The following is a 20,429-nucleotide window of genomic DNA, read 5'->3' as shown; positions in this document are numbered from 1 at the left end:
ACGCAGTACCGACGGCGTGGGCCGTCTCCTGACGCGAAAGGCAGCATATGGCTATCGTGCACCATGTCGCCCAAGTCGCAGCGACTCTCGCCGCCATCGTCCAGACCCGTCTGGCACTGGCGGCCGTGGAAATGGAAGAAGAGTCGCTGCGCTTCCTGTCCTATCTGGCGCTGGCCATGCTGGCACTGTTGTGCCTGTTGGTCGGCCTGGTGCTGCTGGTCTTCCTCGTCATCGTGCTGTTCTGGGATACGCACCGCATCGCCGCCATCGCCATCACGGCCGCCATCTTCATCGTTGGCGCCCTCGCCATCTTGCTGGGCGTGCGCGCCCGTTTCCGCAGCAAGCCGAAACTGCTGTCCTTCACACTTTCCGAACTGAACAAAGACCTGGACGAGCTTCAACTGCTGGCGCGCCGGGAATCGGAGCGGCCATGACAACGCATCCTACCAAGTTGTCGCATGTCCACACGGCCGCCAGCCTGGCGCAGCGGCGCGACGCGCTGCTGGCCGAATGCGCGCTGCAGCGCCTGGCCCTGGGCGTGCAGACGCGCCAGTTGCTGGAACCGTTGACGGGCGGCAATCTGCGCCACACCCTGGCCACGCGCTTCAAATTTCCCCTGATGCTGGGCGGCGCCGCGCTGGGCCTGCTACTGGTGCGCCCGCGCCGCTTCCTGCCCCTGCTGCGGGCCAGCGGCGCGCTGCTCAAGCACGCCACCACCGCCATGCCCGTCATACTGGCGCTGGCGCAGCGTTTCAGCAAGAAAGAAACGCCGCCTTAAATATTTTTTGCCTGGCTGCATCCAAATGGCAGGCCCATGCGTAGTAATGACATCAACCAACCGGTTGAGCCAACTACCAGGAGTTCGCCATGCTTGCCTTCACCGCCCCACGCCACGCCATTCCCGCCCTCACTATGCTGGGCGCCGCCCTGCTGCTGAGCGCCTGCGCCCCCATGAACGCGCGCTATTCGCAAGAACAATTGCCGAACGCCGTCAAAGTGCCCGATGGCCATCAAGTCGCCATGCAAACGGTGGGCGTGGGCAAGATCGCCTACGAATGCAAGGCGAAAAAAGACATGACGGGCCACGAATGGGTCTTCGTGGGACCGGACGCGGCCCTGAACGACCGCAGCGGCATGCAAGTGGGCACATATGTCGGTCCACCAGCCACCTGGGCTAACCTCGACGGTTCGAAAGTGATGGCCACGCAAATGGCCGTGGTGCCTGCCGGCGCGGGCAATATCCCGTATCAACTGGTGAAAGCCAACCCGGCCACGGGCAACGGCGCCATGCAGGGCGTCAGCTACATCCAGCGCGTGGCCACCAGCGGCGGCGTGGCGCCAAGCAGCCCCTGCGGCATGGAATCGATCGGCGCCAAGCAATGGGTGCCCTACCAGGCCGATTACATCTTCTGGAAAGCAGCATAAATACGACAGCGTGACGGTTGGCAAGCCGGTTTCTGGCCTATACTCGGCCTTAAAAACTTGCTAACCCTTACCCCTGACGATTGCGCCAACCTTGCCAACGCTAGCCGCCCCTTACGATTACGATGCCGCCCTGCGCGCCTGCGCCAGGGGCGAGCAGCAGGCATTGCATGGCCTGTACCAGCAGGAAAGCCGCTACCTGCTGGGCGTGGCCCTGCGCATCGTGCGCCAGCGGGCCTTGGCCGAAGACGTGCTGCACGACGCCTTCCTGAATATCTGGCGCCGCGCCGGCAGCTTCGATGCCACGCGCGGCAGCGGCAAGGGCTGGATCTATGTCGTGGTGCGGCACCAGGCGCTGAACGTGGCGCGCGCCCGCGCGCATGAAGTATCGGCCGACGAGGATAGCGTGGAAACCCTGCTGCACGAACGACAAGGCCATGATGCCGGTGATGCCTACGCCCTTCAGGCGGACATGGGCAAGCTGCACGATTGCCTCGCTCACCTGGACGAATCCAAACGCAACAGCATCCTGTATGCCTACGTCGATGGCTGTTCCCACAGTGAAATCGCGCAGCGCCTGCAAGCACCGCTGGGCACGGTGAAAGCCTGGGTCAAGCGGGGCCTGGCCGCCTTGCGGGAGTGCATGGGATGATGGATAGCGACGAGCAATTGCAGCGGCTGGCCAGCCAATACGTGTTGGGCACTTTGGCGCTGAGCGAGCGCGCGGAAGTGGAACAGCGCTTGCCGCGCGACGTAGCCTTGCGCGATGCAGTGGCCGCCTGGGAGCAACGTTTGCTGCCATTGACGACCCTGGCGCCGCCCGAGCAGCCATCGACCCAGCTGTGGCCGCGCATCAGCGCCAGCCTGTTCACGCCCAAGACCGTGCAACAGGCGGGCGGCTGGCAGGCGTGGTGGAACAGCCTGGCGTTCTGGAGACTACTGGCCGGCGGCGGCTTGGCGGCCACGGCCGCGCTGGCCGTGCTGGTCAGAGTGCAACTGCAAGCACCGGGCGGACCCGGCTATCTGGTGGTGCTGGTGGCGCCGCAGGACAAGTCGCCGGGCTGGATCGTGCAGGCGGGCGGACGCGGCGGCAAGAACCGCGACTTGAGCCTGATCCCGCTTGGGCCAACAAATGTGCCGCAGCAAAAAGCCCTGCAATTCTGGACCAAGGGCAAGGACTGGGGCGCGCCCGTCTCGCTGGGCCTGGTCAAGCCGGGCCAGAGCCTCAAGTTGACCTTGGACAAGCTGCCGCCGCTGCAGCCCGAGCAGCTGTTTGAAATCACGCTGGAGCCGGCAACGGGCTCGCCCACGGGCCGGCCGACGGGGCCGGTGCTCTACATAGGCCGCGCCGTCAAGGTCATCTAGTTACTTGGCAAGCTCCTCGCCCATCTCGCGCCCGCGCTGCGCGGCCGCTTTGATGCCCTTGACGATGGCCGCCTTCACGCCGCTCTCTTCCATGCTGGTCAGCGCCGCATACGTCGTGCCGCCCTTCGACGTGACTCTTTCGCGCAACAGCGACACGGCTTCGCTGGAGTTCGCCGCCAGCTGCGCCGCGCCCGTAAAAGTGGCAATCGCCAGTTGCGTGCCCTGCTCCGGCGTCAAGCCCAGTTCCGTGGCCGCCTGCTGCATCGCTTCGATAAAGTAAAACACATAGGCGGGACCGCTGCCGGACACGGCCGTGACGGGATCAATCTTCGCTTCGTCGTCGAGCCAGACGGTCTGGCCGACGGCGCGCAGGATGGCGTCCGCCGTCTTCTTTTGCTCGTCGCTGACGCCGCTGCTGGCCACCATGCCGGTGATGCCCATGCCGATCAGGGCCGGCGTGTTCGGCATGCAGCGCACGATGGCAGGGTAGTCACCGAGCCAGCGCGACAGGTCTTGCGCGCGGATGCCGGCGGCGATCGACAGGACCAGCGGCGCCCCTTCCCCGTCGAGGAAGGGCAGCAATTGCGCCGCCACTTCGCGCATGCTTTGCGGCTTCACGGCCAGCACGATCACATCTACTGCGCGCAGCGCCTCGCCGGCGGAAGTGGCCGTCGTGACGCCGAATTGCGCCTGCAATTTTTCCAGTGCCGGCGCATGCGGGTCGATCACGTGGATGTTGCCGCCCAGCGTCAACTTGCCCGCCAGGCCGGCGATCAGGGCCGCCGCCATGTTGCCGCCGCCCACAAATGCGATATTCAATTCTGTCGTCATGGCTGTACTTTCAAAAAAATCAGGAATAGTTGCGTGAACCGAAGATGGCACTGCCCACGCGCACGATGGTGGCCCCTTCCAGCACGGCGGCGCGCAAGTCGGCCGACATACCCATCGACAGGGTATCGAGCGCCAGCCCGTCGGCCTTCAATTGTTCATACAGCGCGCGCAATTGCGCAAACGCAAAGCGCTGAAGGTTGACCTCCGTTTCCGGCTCGGGAATCGCCATCAGGCCCCGCAAACGCAAGCGGGGCAGCTGCGCCACGGCGCGCGCCAGCGCCGGCAATTCAGCCGGTGTCACGCCGCTCTTGCTGGCCTCGCCGCTGATATTGACTTGCAGGCAGATATTCAAGTCCGGCAAGCCGGCCGGGCGCTGTTCGGACAGGCGCGCGGCGATCTTTTCCCGTTCCACCGTATGCACCCAGTCGAAATGCTCGGCGATGGGGCGCGTCTTGTTGCTCTGGATGGGGCCGATGAAGTGCCAGATGGGCCCGCCTTGCGGCAGCGCAAGCTTGATGGCGACAATCTTGTCGAGCGCTTCTTGCAGATAATTTTCACCAAATGCCGCCTGGCCCGCGCGCACCGCTGCCAGCACGGCGTCCGCGCCGAAGGTCTTCGAGACGGCCAGCAGGGTCACGTCGTCCGGCGCGCGCTGCGCGTCAGCGGCGGCCTGCGCAATACTGTCGCGCACGGCTTGCAAGTTCTGTTCGATTGTGGACATAATCATTTTCTAGTGTATAGGGGCGGCGGCACAGTGCGCCAGCCCATCAATGCAGGCACAGGGATTATAAATGGACATCTCCGAACTACTCGCTTTCTCCGTCAGCAACAAGGCTTCCGACCTGCACCTGTCTTCCGGCCTGCCGCCGATGATACGCGTCCATGGCGACGTGCGCCGCCTGAACGTGGCTCCGCTCGAGCACAAGGAAGTGCACAGCATGATCTACGACATCATGAACGACAGCCAGCGCAAGGTCTATGAAGAAGCGCTGGAATGCGATTTCTCGTTCGAGATTCCCGGCCTGGCCCGCTTCCGCGTCAACGCCTACAACCAGGAACGGGGCGCTTCGGCCGTGCTGCGCACGATTCCGTCGAAGGTGCTGACCCTGGAAGAGCTGAACGCCCCGCGCATCTTCGGCGAGCTGGCCATGCGCCCGCGCGGGCTCGTGCTGGTCACGGGCCCGACGGGTTCCGGCAAGTCGACCACGCTGGCGGCCATGGTGAACCACGTCAACGAACGCCTGAACCACCACATTCTGACCATCGAAGACCCGATCGAATTCGTGCATGAGCCAAAAAAATGCCTGATCAACCAGCGCGAGGTGGGTTCGCACACGCATTCGTTCAGCAATGCGCTGCGCTCGGCCCTGCGCGAAGACCCGGACGTGATACTGGTGGGCGAGTTGCGCGACCTGGAAACCATCCGCCTGGCGCTGACGGCGGCCGAAACGGGGCACCTGGTGTTCGGCACCCTGCATACCTCGTCGGCGGCGAAATCGATCGACCGCATCATCGACGTCTTCCCTGCCGAAGAAAAGGAAATGGTGCGCGCCATGCTGTCCGAATCCTTGCAAGCCGTCATTTCGCAAAATTTGATCAAAACCAAGGACGGCAACGGCCGCGTGGCCGCGCATGAAATCATGCTGGCCACGCCGGCCGTGCGCAACCTGATCCGCGAAGCGAAAGTGGCGCAAATGTATTCGGCCATCCAGACGGGCAGCAATGTGGGCATGCAGACGCTGGACCAGTGTCTCTCCGAGCTGGTGCGGCGCGGCACGATTACGGCCGAAGCGGCCCGCGCGGCCGCCAAGTCGCCTGAAAACTTCCCCGGATAAGCCCATGCAGACGACGCACGAACACTATGGCGCCATGCACGCGCTGCTGGCGCAGATGCGCGCACGGGGCGGCTCCGACCTGTTCATCACGGCCGGCTTTCCTGCCGCCATCAAGCTCGACGGCAAGCTGACGCCGCTGGCGGGTGCCGCGCTAGCCCCGCAGCAGGCGGCCGGCTACGTGCGCGCCGTCATGAATGCGCGCCAGGCAGCCGAGTTCGAGTCCAGCCGCGAAGCCAATTTCGCCATCAGTCCGGACGGTCTGGGGCGCTTCCGCGTGTCCGCCTTCGTGCAGATGGGCCAGGCAGGCATGGTCTTGCGATTGATCAATACCGCCATCCCCACCCTGGATGGACTGGGCTTGCCGGCCATCCTGCAAGACATCGTGATGAGCAAGCGGGGCCTCGTCATCATGGTGGGCGCCACGGGCTGCGGCAAATCGACCACGCTGGCGGCCATGGTGGGCCACCGCAACGCGCACAGCCACGGCCACATCATCACCATCGAAGACCCCGTGGAATTCATCCACCCGCACGGCAACTGCATCGTCACCCAGCGCGAAGTGGGCGTCGATACGGACGACTGGGCCACGGCCCTGAAAAACACCTTGCGCCAGGCGCCCGACGTGATCCAGATCGGTGAAATCCGCGACCGCGAGACCATGGACCACGCCATCGCGTTTGCCGAGACGGGGCACTTGTGCCTGGCGACCTTGCACGCGAACAACGCCAACCAGGCGCTGGACCGCATCATCAACTTCTTCCCCGAAGAGCGGCGCCAGCAACTGCTGATGGATCTGTCGCTCAATTTGAAGGGCATGATTTCGCAGCGATTGGTCCCCAACAAGGAGGGTAGCGGGCGCAAGGCGGCGCTGGAAATCCTGCTCAATTCGCCACTGATGAGCGAGCTGATCTTCAAGGGCCAGGTACACGAAATCAAGGAATTGATGAAAAAATCGCGCGAGCATGGCATGCAAACCTTTGACCAGGCCCTGTTCGACCTGCACGAAGCGGGCACCATCAGCCATGAAGACGCGCTGCGCAATGCGGACTCCGTCAACGACCTGCGCCTGGCAATCAAACTCCAGGGCACGACGATGCCCGAACCCGCCCCGAAAACGGGCGCCGCCACACTGGGACTGCTCTGACATGCGCAGCATCCACGAGTTCCAGGCCGAGGCGTTGGACGGCACGCCCGTCGATCTGGTGCGCTACCAGGGCAAGGTGCTGCTGATCGTCAACACGGCCAGCGCCTGCGGTTTCACGCCACAATACGCGGGCCTGGAAGCGCTGTACCGCGAGTTCCAGGAGCAGGGCCTGGTCGTGCTGGGCTTTCCCTGCAATCAATTCCGCCAGCAGGAACGGGGTTCGAACGGGGAAATTGGCGCCTTTTGCGAAAAAAACTTCGGCGTCACCTTTCCCCTGTTTGCCAAGATCGATGTGAATGGCCCGCATACCCATCCCCTGTTTGCGCAATTAAAACAGGCGACACCCGGCATATTGGGCACGCAGTCGATCAAATGGAATTTCACCAAGTTTTTGGTGCGCAAGAATGGCAGCGTATTTCGCCGCTACGCGACGGCCAGCAAACCGGCCAGCCTGGCGGCTGACATTCGGCAATTACTACAGGAATAGCACGCGAGGTCTTGATTTAAAACAAAAAACAGTGGAATCAAGCTATCCGTGTTTATTTCATGCTTGATATCAATATTGTGTTTCCAATAGCAAATTTCGGTGATAATGTTGACATAATTATTCGCGTATATCGATCAAAAACGATGCCAGTCTCTGGGAAATTAATATCTTCATGGATGCGGATGGGCATTTATTCCCGCCTGTTCATTCCTATTTTCTTCCTGATACTCGCCGTTTCCGCTATCCGTTATCATGCCCTGCTCGGCTCGGAAAGCGCGCTGGCCAATACGCGCTACCAGAGCGACGCCCGGCAACTCGACCTGTTCCTGGCCAATAGCGTGCTGCCGCTGGCCGTGCGCACGGACAGTCACACGATGCACGACAGCGTGCGGCAGGTGCTGCGCAGCGCCCTGCCGCTGAACCGCAGCCTTGCCTCCGTGCGCTGGTATACGGCTGGCGGACATCTCGAAGTGCTGGCCGACAAACCGCTGGCCGACAGCGTGGCGGACACGGTGCCGGCGTGGTTCGCGCGCCTGGCCGGCATCACAGCCATCCGCAGCCGCCTGACGGTGGCGCTGCCGGACGGCGGCGACGGCATCCTCGACCTGCACTACACGCCCGGCCTGCCCCTGGCGCAGGTATGGCACAGGGTTCGCGAGCAGGCCGTGCTCAGCACCATCAATATCGTGCTGGTCTTTCTCCTGCTGGGCTTGATCCTGGCCACGCACCGCAGGCTGCTGGCGCGGCTGGTGCAAGCGACAGACCGCTTCCGCGAAGGCAACTTCGCCGTGCGCCTGGCGGCCGGCGCCACGCCCGAAGCGCAAGCCGTGTCGCACTCGTTCAACAGCATGGCTGGCGACGTCGAAGAACTGTTGACGTCGCTCAAGACCAGCCAGCACCAGCTGAGCGAACAGCTGAACGAAACCGTGCACATGCAGCAGGCGCTGCAAAAACTGTCATGGCAAAACTACAATGATGTGCTGACAGGCTTGCCCAAACGGGCCGCGCTGGCCGCCCGCTTCGAACAGGAACTATTCCTGGCGCGCGAACGCCAGCGCCTGCTGGCCGTCTGCCTGTTCGACCTCGACCACTTCCAGGCCATCAACGACCGCTACGGCGCCGAGGCGGGCGATGAAATCCTCAAGCAGGTGGCGGGCCGCCTGCACAGTTTTACAGGCCAGGTCCACTATGCGGCGCGCCTGGGCGGCGATGAATTCGTCATGCTGCTGTGCGGCCAGGCCAGCATCGCCAGCATCGAACAGAACGTCACACAGTTGATGCAGGAACTGAGCCGCCCCTACCACTGCGACCAGCAGGCGCTGCACATGACGGCCAGCGTCGGCATCGCCGTGTATGCGGGCAAGGACCTGAATACGGAAAGCCTGCTGCGTCATGCCGACCACGCCGTCTACCAGGCCAAATTGACGGGGCGCAACCAGTACCACTTCTTCGACACCAACCTCGATGAAGAAGTGCGCACGCACCACAACCAGCGCACGGAAGTGCGCCAGGCCCTGATCAACGGCGAACTGCGGCTGTACTACCAGCCCAAGGTGAACATGCGCGCCGGCACGGTAGTAGGCATGGAAGCGCTGCTGCGCTGGCAGCATGCGCGCCGCGGCGTGCTGGCGCCCGCGCAATTCCTGCCACTGGTGGAGCAGACGGACCTGATCATCGACATCGGTGAATGGGTGCTGCGCCAAGCCTTGTGGCAGATGCAGCGCTGGAGTGCCGCTGGCAAGCACTGGGTGGTCAGCGTGAATATCGCGGCGCGCCACTTCCAGCAACCGGACTTCGTCTCGCGCCTGGAAACCATCCTCGGCGAATTTCCCGGCGTGCGCGCCAGCATGCTGGAACTGGAAATCCTTGAATCGTCAGCCCTGCACGACATCGAGGACGTGCGCCGCATCATCCGCGCCTGCCAGGCGCTGGGCATCACGTTCGCGCTCGACGATTTCGGCACCGGCTACTCGTCGATGTCGTATTTGAAGCGCCTGCCAGCCAACATCGTCAAGATCGACCAGAGCTTCGTGCGCAATATGCTCAACGACCGCGACGACCTGCACCTGGTGCGCGCCGTCATCGGCCTGGCCCGTTCATTTTCCCTGACGGTGATCGCCGAAGGCGTGGAAAGCGTCGAGCATGGCGCGCGCCTGATCCAGCTGGGCTGCGACCTGGCGCAAGGCTACGGCATCGCCCGCCCCATGCCGGCCGACGCCGTGCTGGAGTGGGCAGCCAACTTCGTGCCGGCGCCGCAATGGCGCATGGCACAGTACAGCGAGATACCTATTTGACGGGCGTCAAGGCGGAATCGATCAGCTCAATCCAGTGCCGCACGGGCGTCTGCGTGCCCGACTGCAGGTGGCTCAGGCAGCCGATATTGGCGGACACAATCTCATCGGGCTCGCACGCTTCCAGGTTCGCCACCTTGTTGTCGCGCAGCTGCTGCGACAGTGCCGGCTGCAAGATCGAATACGTGCCCGCCGAACCGCAGCACAGATGGCTGTCGGCGCACAGGCGCACGTCGACACCGACGGCGCGCAGCACCTGCTCCACCTTGCCGCGCACCTGCTGGCCATGCTGCAGGGTGCAGGGCGGGTGATACGCCACTCGTTTGCCGATGCGCCCTTCCAGCTGCGCCACCAGCTCCGCTTCGAAGTCCGGCATGATCTCGGACAAATCGCGCGTCAGTGCGGCGATACGCCGCGCCTTGTCCGCATAGTGGGCGTCGTGTGCCAGCAGATGGCCATATTCCTTCACCGTGGCGCCGCAGCCCGACGCCGTCATGACGATGGCTTCGGCGCTGTCGACATACGGCCACCAGGCGTCGATATTGCGGCGCATGTCGTCCAGCGCCGCTTCCTGGTCGTTCAGGTGATGGCGCAGCGCGCCGCAGCAGCCGGCCTTCGGCGCGACGATCAATTGCACGCCCAGCGCATCGAGCACGCGCGCCGTGGCCGCGTTGATGTTGGGCGACATGGCTGGCTGCACGCAGCCATCGAGCAGCAGCATGGTGCGCGCGTGCTGGCGCGTCGGCCATGCGCCGGCGGCGGCGCCCGGGCGCAGCTTGTCCTGCAAACTTTTTGACAGCAAGGGGCGCAGCGCCTGCCCCGCCTTGTACACGGGAGTAAACAGCCAGCGGCGCGGCAAGGCTTCCTTCAGGGCGAAGCGCAAGGCGCGTTCGCGCAAGGGGCGCTGCACGCGCTGCTCGACAACATGGCGGCCGATATCGACCAGGCGCCCGTACTGCACGCCCGAGGGACAGGTCGACTCGCAGTTGCGACAGGTCAGGCAGCGGTCCAGGTGCGTCTGCGTCTTGGCGGTGACGGGCGCGCCTTCGAGCACTTGCTTGATCAGATAAATGCGTCCGCGCGGGCCATCGAGTTCATCGCCCAGCAACTGGTAGGTGGGACAGGTGGCCGTGCAAAAGCCGCAATGCACGCAGGCGCGCAGGATGGCTTCGGCTTCGTCGCCTGCCGGCGTATTCTTGATGAAATCGGCGAGATTGGTTTGCATGCGCGCTCAATACATTCTGTGCGGGTTGAAGATGCCGGCAGGGTCGAAAGCCTGCCGCAGGCGCTGGTGGATTTTTTCAACAGCGGGCGCCAGCGGGTGGAACACGCCCACCGCCTTGTCGCCGCCGCGGAACAGGGTGGCGTGGCCGCCGGCGGCCGCCACCGCCTGACGTATGTGCCGTACGCCTTGCACATCGGCGTCGCCATCGAGCTTCAGCCAGCGCTGCGCGCCGCCCCACTCGATCAGCTGACGCCCTGTCAGTATCATGGCGCTGGCGTGCGGCGGCAGCGACAGCCGCCACAGGCTGCCCGCGCCCGCAAAAAAAGCATGCGTCTGCTCGCGCACGGCCAGCCAGAAGGCGGCCGCGTCTTGCGCTGCCAGCACCTCGCCGCCCAGCGTGTGCAGCGCCGCCGACACGGCAGCTTCAGCGCCGGACAGGCGCACCGTCAGCACGCCGTCATGCCAGCAACTGGCGGAGATCGGCAGCGGCTTGCCCGCCCATTCATTGAGCATGCGCAAGGCGGCGATTTCCGCGCAAGCCACGCGCAACGTCGCTTCGCGCAGCGGCACGGGCAGGACCTTCAGCGACACTTCCAGGATCAGGCCCAAAGTGCCCAGGGACCCCGCCAGCAGGCGCGAGACATCGTAGCCGGCCACATTTTTCATCACCTGCCCGCCAAAGGCCAGGCGCTCGCCGTGGCCATCCATCAGCACGGCGCCCAGCACAAAATCACGCAAGGCGCCCGCGCTGGCCCGGCGCGGACCGGACAGCGCACTGGCGACGACGCCGCCCAACGTGGCTTTCGGGCCGAAGTGCGGCGGCTCGAAAGCCAGCATCTGGTTGCGCGCGTCCAGCGCCGCCTCGATCTCGGCCAGCGGCGTGCCGCAGCGGGCCGTGATCACCAGTTCCGTCGGTTCATAGTCGATGATGCCGGCATACGCGCGCGTGTCGAGCACCTCGCCATCAAACTGCTGGCCATACCAGTCTTTCGTGCCGCCGCCGCGCAGGCATAACGGCTTGCCCGCCGCGCTGGCCGCCAGGATCTGCTGCCTGAATTGTTCCACTATCGCTTGCAAAGGAGTCTCCGGCGGTTAAAAACGGGGCAGGTTGGCGAACGGCAGGCGTCCCGCCGTCACATGCATCTTGCCGAATTCGGCGCAGCGGTTCAAGGTGGGTATCGCCTTGTCCGGGTTCAGCAAGGTGTGGGGATCGAAGGCGCGCTTGACGGCAAAGAAGGCATCGAGTTCGGCGCGCGTAAACTGCACGCACATGGAATTGATCTTTTCCATGCCCACGCCATGCTCGCCCGTGATGGTGCCGCCCACGGCCACGCACAGGGCCAATATGTCCGCACCAAACGCTTCTGCGCGCTCGAATTCACCGGGCTTGTTGGCGTCAAACAGGATCAATGGATGCAGATTGCCATCGCCCGCGTGGAACACGTTCGCGCAGCGCAAGCCATGCATCGTTTCCATGCCGGCGATACCCGTCAGGACTTCCGCCAGGCGCTTGCGCGGGATGGTGCCGTCCATGCAGTAGTAGTCGGGCGAGATGCGTCCCGCTGCGGGAAAGGCGTTCTTGCGGCCGGACCAGAATTTCATGCGCTCCGCTTCCGACTGCGAAACGGCGATGGCGCTGGCGCCCGCCCCTTCCAGCACGGCCGTCATGCGGGCGATTTCCTCTTCCACTTCCTCGTGCGTTCCATCCGCTTCGCACAGCAAAATGGCCGCCGCGTCGATGTCGTAGCCAGCCTTGACGAACGGTTCGACCATGCGCGAGGAGGTCTGGTCCATCATTTCCAGGCCGGCCGGGATGATGCCGGCGGCGATCACGTTGGCCACCGCATTGCCGCCCGTGACGACGTCGCCGAACGAGGCCATGATGACACGCGCCGTGGCCGGTTTCGGGATCAATTTGACCGTCACTTCCGTGACGATGCCCAGCATGCCTTCGGAACCGATGAAGACGGCCAGCAGGTCGAGGCCCGGAGCGTCCAGGCATACACCGCCCAGTTCCAGCACGTCGCCATCTATGGTAACGACGCGCACGCGCAGCACATTGTGCACGGTCAAGCCGTATTTGAGGCAATGCACGCCGCCCGAGTTTTCCGCCACGTTGCCACCGATGCTGCAGGCAATCTGCGAGGATGGATCGGGCGCGTAGTACAGCGCGTAGGGCGCCGCTGCTTCGGAAATGGCCAGGTTGCGCACGCCCGGCTGCACCACGGCCGTGCGCGCGTAGGCGTCGAGGCGCACGATGCGGTTCAGGCGCGCCGTCGACAGCACCACGCCATCGGCGATCGGCAAGGCGCCGCCCGACAAGCCCGTGCCGGCGCCGCGCGGTACGATCGGCACCTTCAGTTCCCGGCAGACGCCAAGGATGGCGATGACCTGTTCTTCCGTGTCGGGCAGGGTGACCACCATCGGCAATTGGCGGTAGGCAGCCAGGCCGTCGCACTCATAAGGGCGCGTATCTTCGGCATCGGACAGCACGCAGCGCGCCGGCAGCACGGCCAGCAGGGCCGCGACGACAGTTTGTTGGCGCGCGGCGGTCAAGCCGGATTCAGGGGCAACATTGAGCATAAGATGGGGGCGGAAAGGCATGGGCGTGCAACGATTGTAAGCACAAAAGTGGCGCGCAGCGCATTTTTTGTCCATTTCGACGCCAAATCCGGGGCCAGGCGGCGCGCAGTGTCGTATGCTGCCCCATTCTTCTTTGACAGGATCCGCATCATGGGTAATCGACTTTCGAAAATCGCCACGCGCACGGGCGACAATGGCAGCACCGGCCTGGGCGACGGCAGCCGCACCAGCAAGGACAGCGCGCGCATCCACGCCATGGGCGACGTGGATGAACTGAACTCGAATATTGGTTTGCTGCTGTGCGAAGCCATGCCCGACGCCTTGCGCGAGGAGCTGGTGGCCATCCAGCACGATCTGTTCGACCTGGGCGGAGAAATCTGCATCCCCGGCTACCAGCTGATCAAGGAAGAGCACGTGCTGCGCCTCGATGATTTACTGGCAAAATACAATGCGGATTTGCCGGCCCTCTCTGAATTCATCCTGCCGGCCGGGTCGCGCGCCGCCTCGCTCGCGCATGTGTGCCGCACCGTGTGCCGCCGCGCCGAGCGCAGCATCGTCGCGCTGGCGAATGCGGAAACCATCCATGAACATCCGCGTCAATACGTGAACCGCCTGTCGGACTTGCTGTTCGTGCTGTCGCGCGTGCTGAACCGCTTTGCCGGCGGCAGCGACGTGCTGTGGCGGCATGAGCGCACGCGGGGATAAGCCGCCACTGCCGGCCTGGCCGGAGTCCTGGCCAGCCGGCAAACTTTATTGAATGCTAGTCTTGAGCGCAGCGGTCGTAGCACATCTGATGAATCTTGGTGCAGGCGCCTGGCGCGGTCGGATGTTTAATCATGCACTGTTCCAGATTGTCATCGCATTGCGAATAGCATTCCGACCCGCCGCCAGCGATCGCATACGAGGCGCTGACACCCATGGCAAACAAAAAGAAACCCAGTTTTTTAAACATAAGCACTCCTGTTGAATTGACAGACGATGGGCAACATCCATGGCGCGCCGTCTCTTACGCGCCATCCGGCAATCAGATTTTCTTCAGCGCCGCTTCCAGCGCGCCCGTATTGAACCCCTGTATCTTGCGGTTGCCGATCAGCACCACCGGCACGCCGCCGCCGCCGAGTTCCTCGTGGGCTTTTTTCGCTGCCGGGGATTTCTCGATATCGAGATCGACGAATTCGATCTTGTTTTCCTTGAAGTACGCGCGCGTTTTGGCGCAATAACCGCACCAGTGCGTGCCGTACAACACCACCTTCGCCTGGGCATTCGGGAAATACGCGGCGTAATTACCCTCAGTGTCATTCGACTTGAGCAAGCCGGGCAGCAAGGACAGGGCATAACCGCTGCCCAGGCCAGCGACCAGGATCAAGCCATACATGGCGATCGTCTTCATTTTTTTCTGCATCATAGGTAGTATCAGAGGCGTAGAGGATCGAAGTCGGCCGACGTAGCTTGCGCTTTCCAGCAGCTCCTGCAGAATAGGCGCGCTGACACCGACGGCGAACAGGAAAAGTGCAATCTTTTTCATTCACGACTCTCCATGTCAGCTATTGCACCCGGCAAGCCAGGCAATCGCGTCAGATCAGTCGTCAGAAATTTCACCTTTGCTTGCTACAAAACCCAATATAGACCGCACTTATTTTAGAGTCAACGTTTCCTTTCGATAATTTTCCAGTATGGAAAATATAGTGGGAAAGCCCTTTAAATGTGGACTTTGGAGAGATTGGGAGACGCCAAACGTCTATACAATATTGGCGCCGCAAGCAGAGCGAACGGCTGACACGCCGGAAAAACGCGACAGCGCGAGAAAGTTAGCGCGCGCCGCTCTGCATCGCCAGCACATGCTCGCGCAGCAAGCCGCGCAGCAGTTGCACCTGGGCCACGGCATCGGCTTGCAGCGCAGTCAAGCCCTCGGCAACGCAGGGACCAGGCGCGCTGGCATCGGCTGCGCCGCGCAGCAAGGCATCGATTTCCCCGCTGACGGCGGCAATCCAGCGTTGCAGCTCGGGCGGCGCCGGCTCGGCCTGGGGACTGAGGCTGATGCGCGCCGTGCTGCCCGCCACGCGGCGCAGCAGCGGCAAGGTGCGCAGCGCCGCCAGGCCCACGCCGCTGCTGCGGTCCAGGCGGCGTTCGATGCGCAGGCGCTGCAGCACTTGTTCGGCGTTATTGCTGGCCAGCCCCGCCTCGCGGCGCAGGCGGGCGATGGCGCTATCCCAGCGGCCGCCTGCCGCCAGCACGGCCAGCAGGTATTTCAGGTTGGCCGACACGGCCTTCGCCAGGCGCTGGTCCAGGTCGTCCGCCTCGCGGTCGGGCCACAGTAAAAACGTGGCCAGCAGGGCCAGCATGCAGCCGAGCACATTGTTGCCCAGGCGGCTCGCGGCATACACCATTTCGCTGGCCGGCGCCGCATAGTCGGCCACCAGCACAAAGGCCGGCGTCATGAACAGCACGTGCAGGCTGTAGCTGACGCGGCGCAAGGCCATGGTGGCGACGATCAGGGGAAACACCACCAGCGAGATCGCCAGCGGCGTATGGACCGCCAGACCGATCAGCACGGCCAGCACGGCGCCCAGCACGCTGCCAGCGACCCGTTCGATGCCGCGCGGCCAGGTGGTCGACACGGACGGCTGCAGTATCAGCAAGGTCGCCATGGTGGCCCAGTAGCCAAACGGAATGTGTAGCGCCTCGACCAGCAGGAAGCCGGCCGTCGTCGCCAGCGACACGCGCGCCGCGTGGCGCCAGCTCAGCGACTGTGGCGTGGCGTTGACTTTCGCCGTTTGCCATGCCTGCCCCAGCGCCAGGAAAGCCGCCTCGCGCCACGGCAGCTGCGTCGCGCGCGGCAAGCCCAGTTCCATGAATTCCACGTTCAGGCGCAGCGGCAGCAAGGCGCCCAGCGCCGCTTCCAGGCGCCGTCCGCACGCGGCCAGGCGGCGCTGCAAGGCCAGGGGCGGCGTTTCCGGCTGGCGCTGCACGGCTTGCCCCAGGCGGCGCAGCAGCACGGCCATCACTTCCAGGCTGCGCCGCGCGCGCGGGTCCTGGCGCAAACGCTGCTGCTCGCGCTCGCAGGTATGCGTGACGGCGATCAGATAGGCGAAGATGCGCTCGGCGTCGCTGAGCGCCAGCAGCAGGTTGTCGTACAGGGCGCTGCGGCCCGCGCGCGCGGGCGGCACGGCGGCCCGCGCCACGCGCGCCGCTTCCAGCGCGGCGCGCGCCTGAGAACGGTAGCTGGCGCCATGCGCGGCGGCGTCCGGCAACGCGGGGTCCTGCGCCAGGAAACGCGCATTGTCGCGCGCAATGCCGGCCAGGCGCGAATACGCGGCGCGTATCGCGCGCCGGGCCGGGCTAAACGGGTGGATGCGCCAGACGGTAAAACTGAGCACGGTGGCAAACAGGCAGCCAAACATGTACAGGCCCAGGAAAGGCGCCGTCTGCGTCATCGATGCGAGCGGATGCGTGACCATCACCACGCAGGCCGTGGCCGCCAGGATGGCCACTTGCCCCGTGGCCGCGCCCCAGATGCGCGCCAGCGCGCCGGCCCAGGAAAACAGCAGCACGGCAATGGCGGCCGTCGCCAGGCCATGGCCAGCCGCCAGCGCCGTCAGGCCGCCGGCGACCGTCGACAGCAAGCCGAAACCCAGCATCGAGACAAAACGCATGCGCCGCGTGCCGGCCGCGTCAGCCAGGCAGGTCCAGAAGGCGCCGATGGCGGCCCAGGAAAAATCGGGGTGGTCGAACAGCAAGCCCAAGAGCAGCATGGCACTCGAGGCGCAGGCAGCCCGCAGTCCCTCGGACAGATTCGTTTCGTCGATGGCCAGCGTGACCATCCATAGCGGACGGCGCTGCGACAGGGTATCGGTGTAGGCGTGCATGCCCGCCAGCCAGCGGCCGGCCAGTGCGCGCACACGGCGGTGGAGTTTCCTGAAATGCAAGGTGGACTTTGAGTAGGTATCAAAGCGTCATCGTAGCATTCCCGGGCTAACAATGTTGCAGTGCAGCGTAAAATTCCTGCGCACCAAAAAAACGGCACCGCAGTGCCGCTTCTATGCGCGTACCGATACGCTTAGCTGACCATCGCCAGGCGCGGACCTGCGGCCGGGAAACGCTGCTCGATCGACGCGGCGATGCCAGTGGCATCGAGGCCCACGCTTTTCAGCAGTTGCACGGGGTCGCCATGGTCGATGAAGACGTCCGGCAAGCCCAGCATCAAAATCGGCTTGACGATGGCCTCAGCCGCCAGGGCCTCGGCCACGGCCGAACCGGCGCCACCCATGATGCAGCCCTCTTCCACCGTCACCAGATAATCATGCTCAGCGGCAAGCTGCTTCACCAGCGCCACGTCGAGCGGCTTGACGAAACGCATGTTGGCGACCGTCGCGTCGAGCTTCTCGCCGGCCGCGACACTCGGCGCCACCATGGAACCGAAGGCCAGGATGGCGATGCGCTTGCCGTGGCGTTTGACTTCGCCCTTGCCAATTTCAATGCTGGTGAGTTCCGGCACGATGGCCACGCCGGCACCGGCGCCGCGCGGATAGCGGATGGCTGCCGGGCCCGGATAATGGTAGCCCGTGGTGAGCATTTGCCGGCATTCGTTTTCGTCCGACGCGGCCATGATGAGCATGTTCGGGATGCAGCGCAAGAACGCCATGTCGTAGTTGCCCGCATGCGTGGCGCCATCGGCGCCCACCAGGCCGGCGCGGTCCAGCGCGAACGTCACGTCCAGGTTTTGCAGCGCCACATCGTGAATCAACTGATCGTAGGCGCGCTGCAGGAAGGTGGAATAGATGGCCACGACGGGTTTGAGGCCCTCGCAAGCCAGGCCAGCGGCAAACGTCACCGAGTGCTGCTCGGCAATGCCGACGTCAAAGTAGCGGGCCGGGAATTGCTGTTCGAACTTGACCATGCCCGAGCCTTCGCGCATGGCCGGCGTGATGCCCACCAGGCGCTTGTCGTGCGCGGCCATGTCGCACAGCCAGTTGCCGAACACTTCCGTGTACGTCATCTTGCCCGGCGCCGTGGCCGGCTTGATGCCCTCTGCCGGATTGAATTTCGGCGTGCCGTGGTACAAAATCGGTTCCGCCTCCGCCAGCTTGTAGCCCTGGCCCTTCTTGGTGACCACGTGCAGGAATTGCGGGCCCTTCAATTGCTTGATATTTTGCAAGGTCGGGATCAGCGAATCGAGGTCGTGACCATCGATGGGGCCGATATAGTTAAAACCGAATTCCTCGAACATGGTGGCGGGCACGACCATGCCCTTGGCGTGCTCTTCAAAACGCTTCGCCAGTTCCAGCACGGGGCCGGGCAAGACAGACTTGCCGACATTTTTTGCCGCCGCATAGAACTGGCCCGACATCAAACGCGCCAGGTGGCGGTTCAGCGCACCCACAGGCGGCGAGATCGACATGTCGTTGTCGTTCAAAATCACCAGCAGGTTGATGTCTTCCTGCACGCCCGCATTGTTCATCGCCTCGAAAGCCATGCCGGCCGTCATCGAGCCGTCGCCGATCACGGCGATCGCGTGCAGCGGGTCGCCCTTGATCTTGGCGGCCTGCGCCATGCCCAGCGCGGCCGAGATCGACGTCGACGAATGCGCCGTGCCGAAGGTGTCGTACTCGCTCTCGTCGCGCTTCGGGAAGCCGGAAATGCCATCTTTCTGGCGCAGGGTATGCATGCGCTCGCGCCGGCCCGTGAGTATCTTGTGTGTATAGGTCTGGTGGCCCACATCCCACACGATGCGGTCGTGCGGCGTGTTGAACACGTAGTGCAGCGCGACGGTCAGCTCGACCGTTCCCAGGTTGGACGACAGGTGGCCGCCCGTCTTGGAAACGGAATCGAGCAGGAAGCTGCGCAGTTCCTGCGCCAGCGGCACCAGTTGCGAGCGGGCCAGCTTGCGCACTTGCGCTGGTTCATTGATGGTTTCTAACAGTTTCATTTATGCCTTCCGCTGCACGACCAGGTCCGCCAGCTCGCGCAAACGGCGTGCCTTGTCCCCGAATGGCGCCAGCGCCGCATGGGCGTCGCACCGCAATTGTTCTGCCAGGGCTCTCGATGGTTCCAGCCCCAAAATCGATACGTAGGTGGGCTTGTTGGCGGCCGCATCCTTGCCCGCCGTCTTGCCCAGGGTGGCCGAGTCGGCCGTGGCGTCGAGCACGTCGTCCACCACCTGGAACGCCAGTCCGACGGCGCGCGCATACGCATTCAGCGCCGTCATCTCGTCTGGCATCAAGTCCTTGCCGGCCAGCGCACCAAGGATCACGGCCGCGCGCAGCAAGGCACCCGTTTTGAGTTGATGCATCTGTTCCAGTTGCGGCAAGCTCAAGGCCAGGCCGACACTGTCGAGGTCGATCGCCTGGCCGCCGCACATGCCGGCTGAGCCCGCCGCGTGCGCCAGCAGCTTGAGCATCGCCATTTGCCGCGCGGGTGGAATCGCCGCGCCATCGGCCAGCAGCATGAACGCCTGCGATTGCAGCGCGTCGCCCACCAGCAGCGCCGTCGCGTCATCGTAGGCGATGTGCACGGTAGGCTTGCCACGGCGCAAGGCATCGTCATCCATGCACGGCATGTCATCATGCACGAGCGAATACACGTGAATCATTTCCAGCGCGCAAGCGGCGCGCGCCAGGGTGTCTTGATCGGCATCAAACAATTCACCGGCCGCCATCACCAGCAGCGGGCGCACGCGCTTGCCGCCGCCCAAGAGCGCATAGCGCATGGCCGCGTGCAGCTTGTGCGGCACCACATCTGCCGAAGGTAAAAACTGGTCGAGCCGGCCTTCCACGCCGGACTGGGTGGCTTGCATCCAGTCGCCGAAGGTCACGCCGTCTTGCTGCATGCTGGCCGTCATAGCGCGGCCTCGCCAGCATCCACGAACGGTTTCAACATGTCGCCTTCCAGTACTTTCACCTGCGCTTCGACACTGTCGAGCTGGGTGGCGCAATACTTGACCAGTTCCGAGCCGCGCTGATACGCCGCGACCGATGCTTCCAGCGGCAACTGGCCCGCTTCCATTTGCGTTACCAGCTGCGCCAGTTCCGCCATTGCCTCTTCAAACGAGGCCGGCGCTGCGGCAGCGGCAGTTAATTTCTTCGACATAGACTCAGATCTCTTCGTGGCACGTGGGGTATGTAGGGAGACGCCGGGGACTCCCGGCCAGCATAGAAGCGTTATTTTAGAACAAACCACACTATTAAGTGAAAACTAAAGCGCAATCGGCGTGCTCGAAGGGGAAGACGTTGCCAGCTTGGCAGTCAAT

At 63.9% G+C, this 20,429-nt stretch carries 21 protein-coding genes; 10 read left to right on the top strand and 11 right to left on the bottom strand.

The window, feature by feature from the left end; genetic code table 11:
- Positions 1-47 precede the first annotated feature (47 nt).
- The 5 genes from CSZ94_RS02795 to CSZ94_RS02775 all read left to right on the top strand — a co-directional run bounded on the left by CSZ94_RS02795 (position 48) and on the right by CSZ94_RS02775 (position 2,787).
- On the top strand, positions 48-434 hold the full coding sequence (locus CSZ94_RS02795; RefSeq protein ID WP_102120107.1) for a phage holin family protein: 387 nt from the start codon (positions 48-50) through the stop codon (positions 432-434).
- The gene (locus tag CSZ94_RS02790) at positions 431-778 is read left to right on the top strand and encodes a hypothetical protein (RefSeq protein WP_102120106.1); all 348 of its coding nucleotides are present in this window, start codon (positions 431-433) and stop codon (positions 776-778) included. Before CSZ94_RS02795 ends, CSZ94_RS02790 begins: the two co-directional genes overlap by 4 nt.
- 89 nt (positions 779-867) lie before the next feature.
- Positions 868-1,425, top strand: a complete 558-nt coding sequence (locus tag CSZ94_RS02785; protein ID WP_180977337.1) for a DUF3455 domain-containing protein — start codon at positions 868-870, stop codon at positions 1,423-1,425.
- Between the two features lie 91 nt (positions 1,426-1,516).
- The gene (locus CSZ94_RS02780) at positions 1,517-2,074 is read left to right on the top strand and encodes a sigma-70 family RNA polymerase sigma factor (RefSeq protein WP_102120105.1); all 558 of its coding nucleotides are present in this window, start codon (positions 1,517-1,519) and stop codon (positions 2,072-2,074) included.
- Complete coding sequence (locus tag CSZ94_RS02775) at positions 2,071-2,787, top strand: anti-sigma factor (protein ID WP_102120104.1); 717 nt, start codon at positions 2,071-2,073, stop codon at positions 2,785-2,787. The genes CSZ94_RS02780 and CSZ94_RS02775 overlap by 4 nt, the downstream gene beginning before the upstream one ends.
- Here CSZ94_RS02775 and proC read toward each other — a convergent pair whose 3' ends face one another.
- Entirely contained in the window at positions 2,788-3,618 is an 831-nt protein-coding gene (gene proC, locus CSZ94_RS02770) for a pyrroline-5-carboxylate reductase (RefSeq protein WP_102120103.1), read from the bottom strand.
- 19 nt (positions 3,619-3,637) lie between these two features.
- Entirely contained in the window at positions 3,638-4,339 is a 702-nt protein-coding gene (locus CSZ94_RS02765) for a YggS family pyridoxal phosphate-dependent enzyme (protein WP_102120198.1), read from the bottom strand.
- 70 nt (positions 4,340-4,409) lie between these two features.
- Here CSZ94_RS02765 and CSZ94_RS02760 point away from each other — a divergent pair, with 70 nt between their 5' ends.
- From CSZ94_RS02760 to CSZ94_RS02745, 4 genes are all read left to right on the top strand, one after another.
- Complete coding sequence (locus CSZ94_RS02760; RefSeq protein ID WP_102120102.1) at positions 4,410-5,453, top strand: type IV pilus twitching motility protein PilT; 1,044 nt, start codon at positions 4,410-4,412, stop codon at positions 5,451-5,453.
- Positions 5,454-5,457: 4 nt separating this feature from the next.
- Positions 5,458-6,597 carry a PilT/PilU family type 4a pilus ATPase gene (locus CSZ94_RS02755; protein WP_180977336.1) on the top strand — a complete coding sequence of 380 codons (1,140 nt, stop codon included), beginning with the start codon at positions 5,458-5,460 and terminating at the stop codon, positions 6,595-6,597.
- Position 6,598: 1 nt separating this feature from the next.
- On the top strand, positions 6,599-7,084 hold the full coding sequence (locus tag CSZ94_RS02750) for a glutathione peroxidase (protein WP_102120101.1): 486 nt from the start codon (positions 6,599-6,601) through the stop codon (positions 7,082-7,084).
- Positions 7,085-7,266: 182 nt separating this feature from the next.
- Complete coding sequence (locus CSZ94_RS02745; RefSeq protein WP_102120100.1) at positions 7,267-9,378, top strand: putative bifunctional diguanylate cyclase/phosphodiesterase; 2,112 nt, start codon at positions 7,267-7,269, stop codon at positions 9,376-9,378.
- Here the strand turns inward: CSZ94_RS02745 and glcF are convergent.
- Genes glcF through CSZ94_RS02730 form a run of 3 tightly spaced genes read right to left on the bottom strand, consistent with a single transcriptional unit; the run spans position 9,371 to position 13,183 of the window.
- Positions 9,371-10,600 carry a glycolate oxidase subunit GlcF gene (glcF, locus tag CSZ94_RS02740; RefSeq protein WP_102120099.1) on the bottom strand — a complete coding sequence of 410 codons (1,230 nt, stop codon included), beginning with the start codon at positions 10,598-10,600 and terminating at the stop codon, positions 9,371-9,373. The two genes, CSZ94_RS02745 and glcF, sit on opposite strands and share 8 nt — an antisense overlap.
- Before the next feature lie 6 nt (positions 10,601-10,606).
- Positions 10,607-11,677 (bottom strand): glycolate oxidase subunit GlcE, encoded by a 1,071-nt coding sequence (gene glcE / locus CSZ94_RS02735; RefSeq protein WP_102120098.1) that lies wholly within the window; start codon positions 11,675-11,677, stop codon positions 10,607-10,609.
- Positions 11,678-11,692: 15 nt separating this feature from the next.
- On the bottom strand, positions 11,693-13,183 hold the full coding sequence (locus tag CSZ94_RS02730; protein ID WP_102120097.1) for an FAD-linked oxidase C-terminal domain-containing protein: 1,491 nt from the start codon (positions 13,181-13,183) through the stop codon (positions 11,693-11,695).
- Between the two features lie 150 nt (positions 13,184-13,333).
- Here CSZ94_RS02730 and CSZ94_RS02725 point away from each other — a divergent pair, with 150 nt between their 5' ends.
- Positions 13,334-13,888, top strand: a complete 555-nt coding sequence (locus CSZ94_RS02725; protein ID WP_102120196.1) for a cob(I)yrinic acid a,c-diamide adenosyltransferase — start codon at positions 13,334-13,336, stop codon at positions 13,886-13,888.
- A gap of 55 nt (positions 13,889-13,943) precedes the next feature.
- On the opposite strand, the gene CSZ94_RS02720 is transcribed toward CSZ94_RS02725, so the two are convergent.
- The 6 genes from CSZ94_RS02720 to CSZ94_RS02695 all read right to left on the bottom strand — a co-directional run bounded on the left by CSZ94_RS02720 (position 13,944) and on the right by CSZ94_RS02695 (position 20,269).
- A complete protein-coding gene (locus CSZ94_RS02720; protein WP_102120096.1) occupies positions 13,944-14,135 on the bottom strand; it encodes a hypothetical protein in 192 nt (63 codons plus the stop codon).
- A gap of 72 nt (positions 14,136-14,207) precedes the next feature.
- Positions 14,208-14,588 carry a glutaredoxin family protein gene (locus tag CSZ94_RS02715; RefSeq protein ID WP_258000745.1) on the bottom strand — a complete coding sequence of 127 codons (381 nt, stop codon included), beginning with the start codon at positions 14,586-14,588 and terminating at the stop codon, positions 14,208-14,210.
- 403 nt (positions 14,589-14,991) lie between these two features.
- Positions 14,992-17,082 (bottom strand): FUSC family protein, encoded by a 2,091-nt coding sequence (locus CSZ94_RS02710; RefSeq protein ID WP_258000744.1) that lies wholly within the window; start codon positions 17,080-17,082, stop codon positions 14,992-14,994.
- A gap of 158 nt (positions 17,083-17,240) precedes the next feature.
- Positions 17,241-19,109: a 1-deoxy-D-xylulose-5-phosphate synthase gene (dxs, locus tag CSZ94_RS02705; RefSeq protein ID WP_102120095.1), complete on the bottom strand. Its 1,869-nt coding sequence runs from the start codon at positions 19,107-19,109 to the stop codon at positions 17,241-17,243.
- Complete coding sequence (locus tag CSZ94_RS02700) at positions 19,110-20,021, bottom strand: polyprenyl synthetase family protein (RefSeq protein ID WP_258000743.1); 912 nt, start codon at positions 20,019-20,021, stop codon at positions 19,110-19,112.
- A complete protein-coding gene (locus CSZ94_RS02695; protein WP_010394784.1) occupies positions 20,018-20,269 on the bottom strand; it encodes an exodeoxyribonuclease VII small subunit in 252 nt (83 codons plus the stop codon). The genes CSZ94_RS02700 and CSZ94_RS02695 overlap by 4 nt, the downstream gene beginning before the upstream one ends.
- Positions 20,270-20,429: the final 160 nt, after the last annotated feature.

The organism is Janthinobacterium sp. ROICE36, assembly GCF_002869965.1.
Classification (GTDB): Bacteria; Pseudomonadota; Gammaproteobacteria; order Burkholderiales; family Burkholderiaceae_D; genus Janthinobacterium.
Note: the sequence above shows the minus strand (reverse complement) of the source record. Positions and strands in the feature narration are given on the sequence as shown.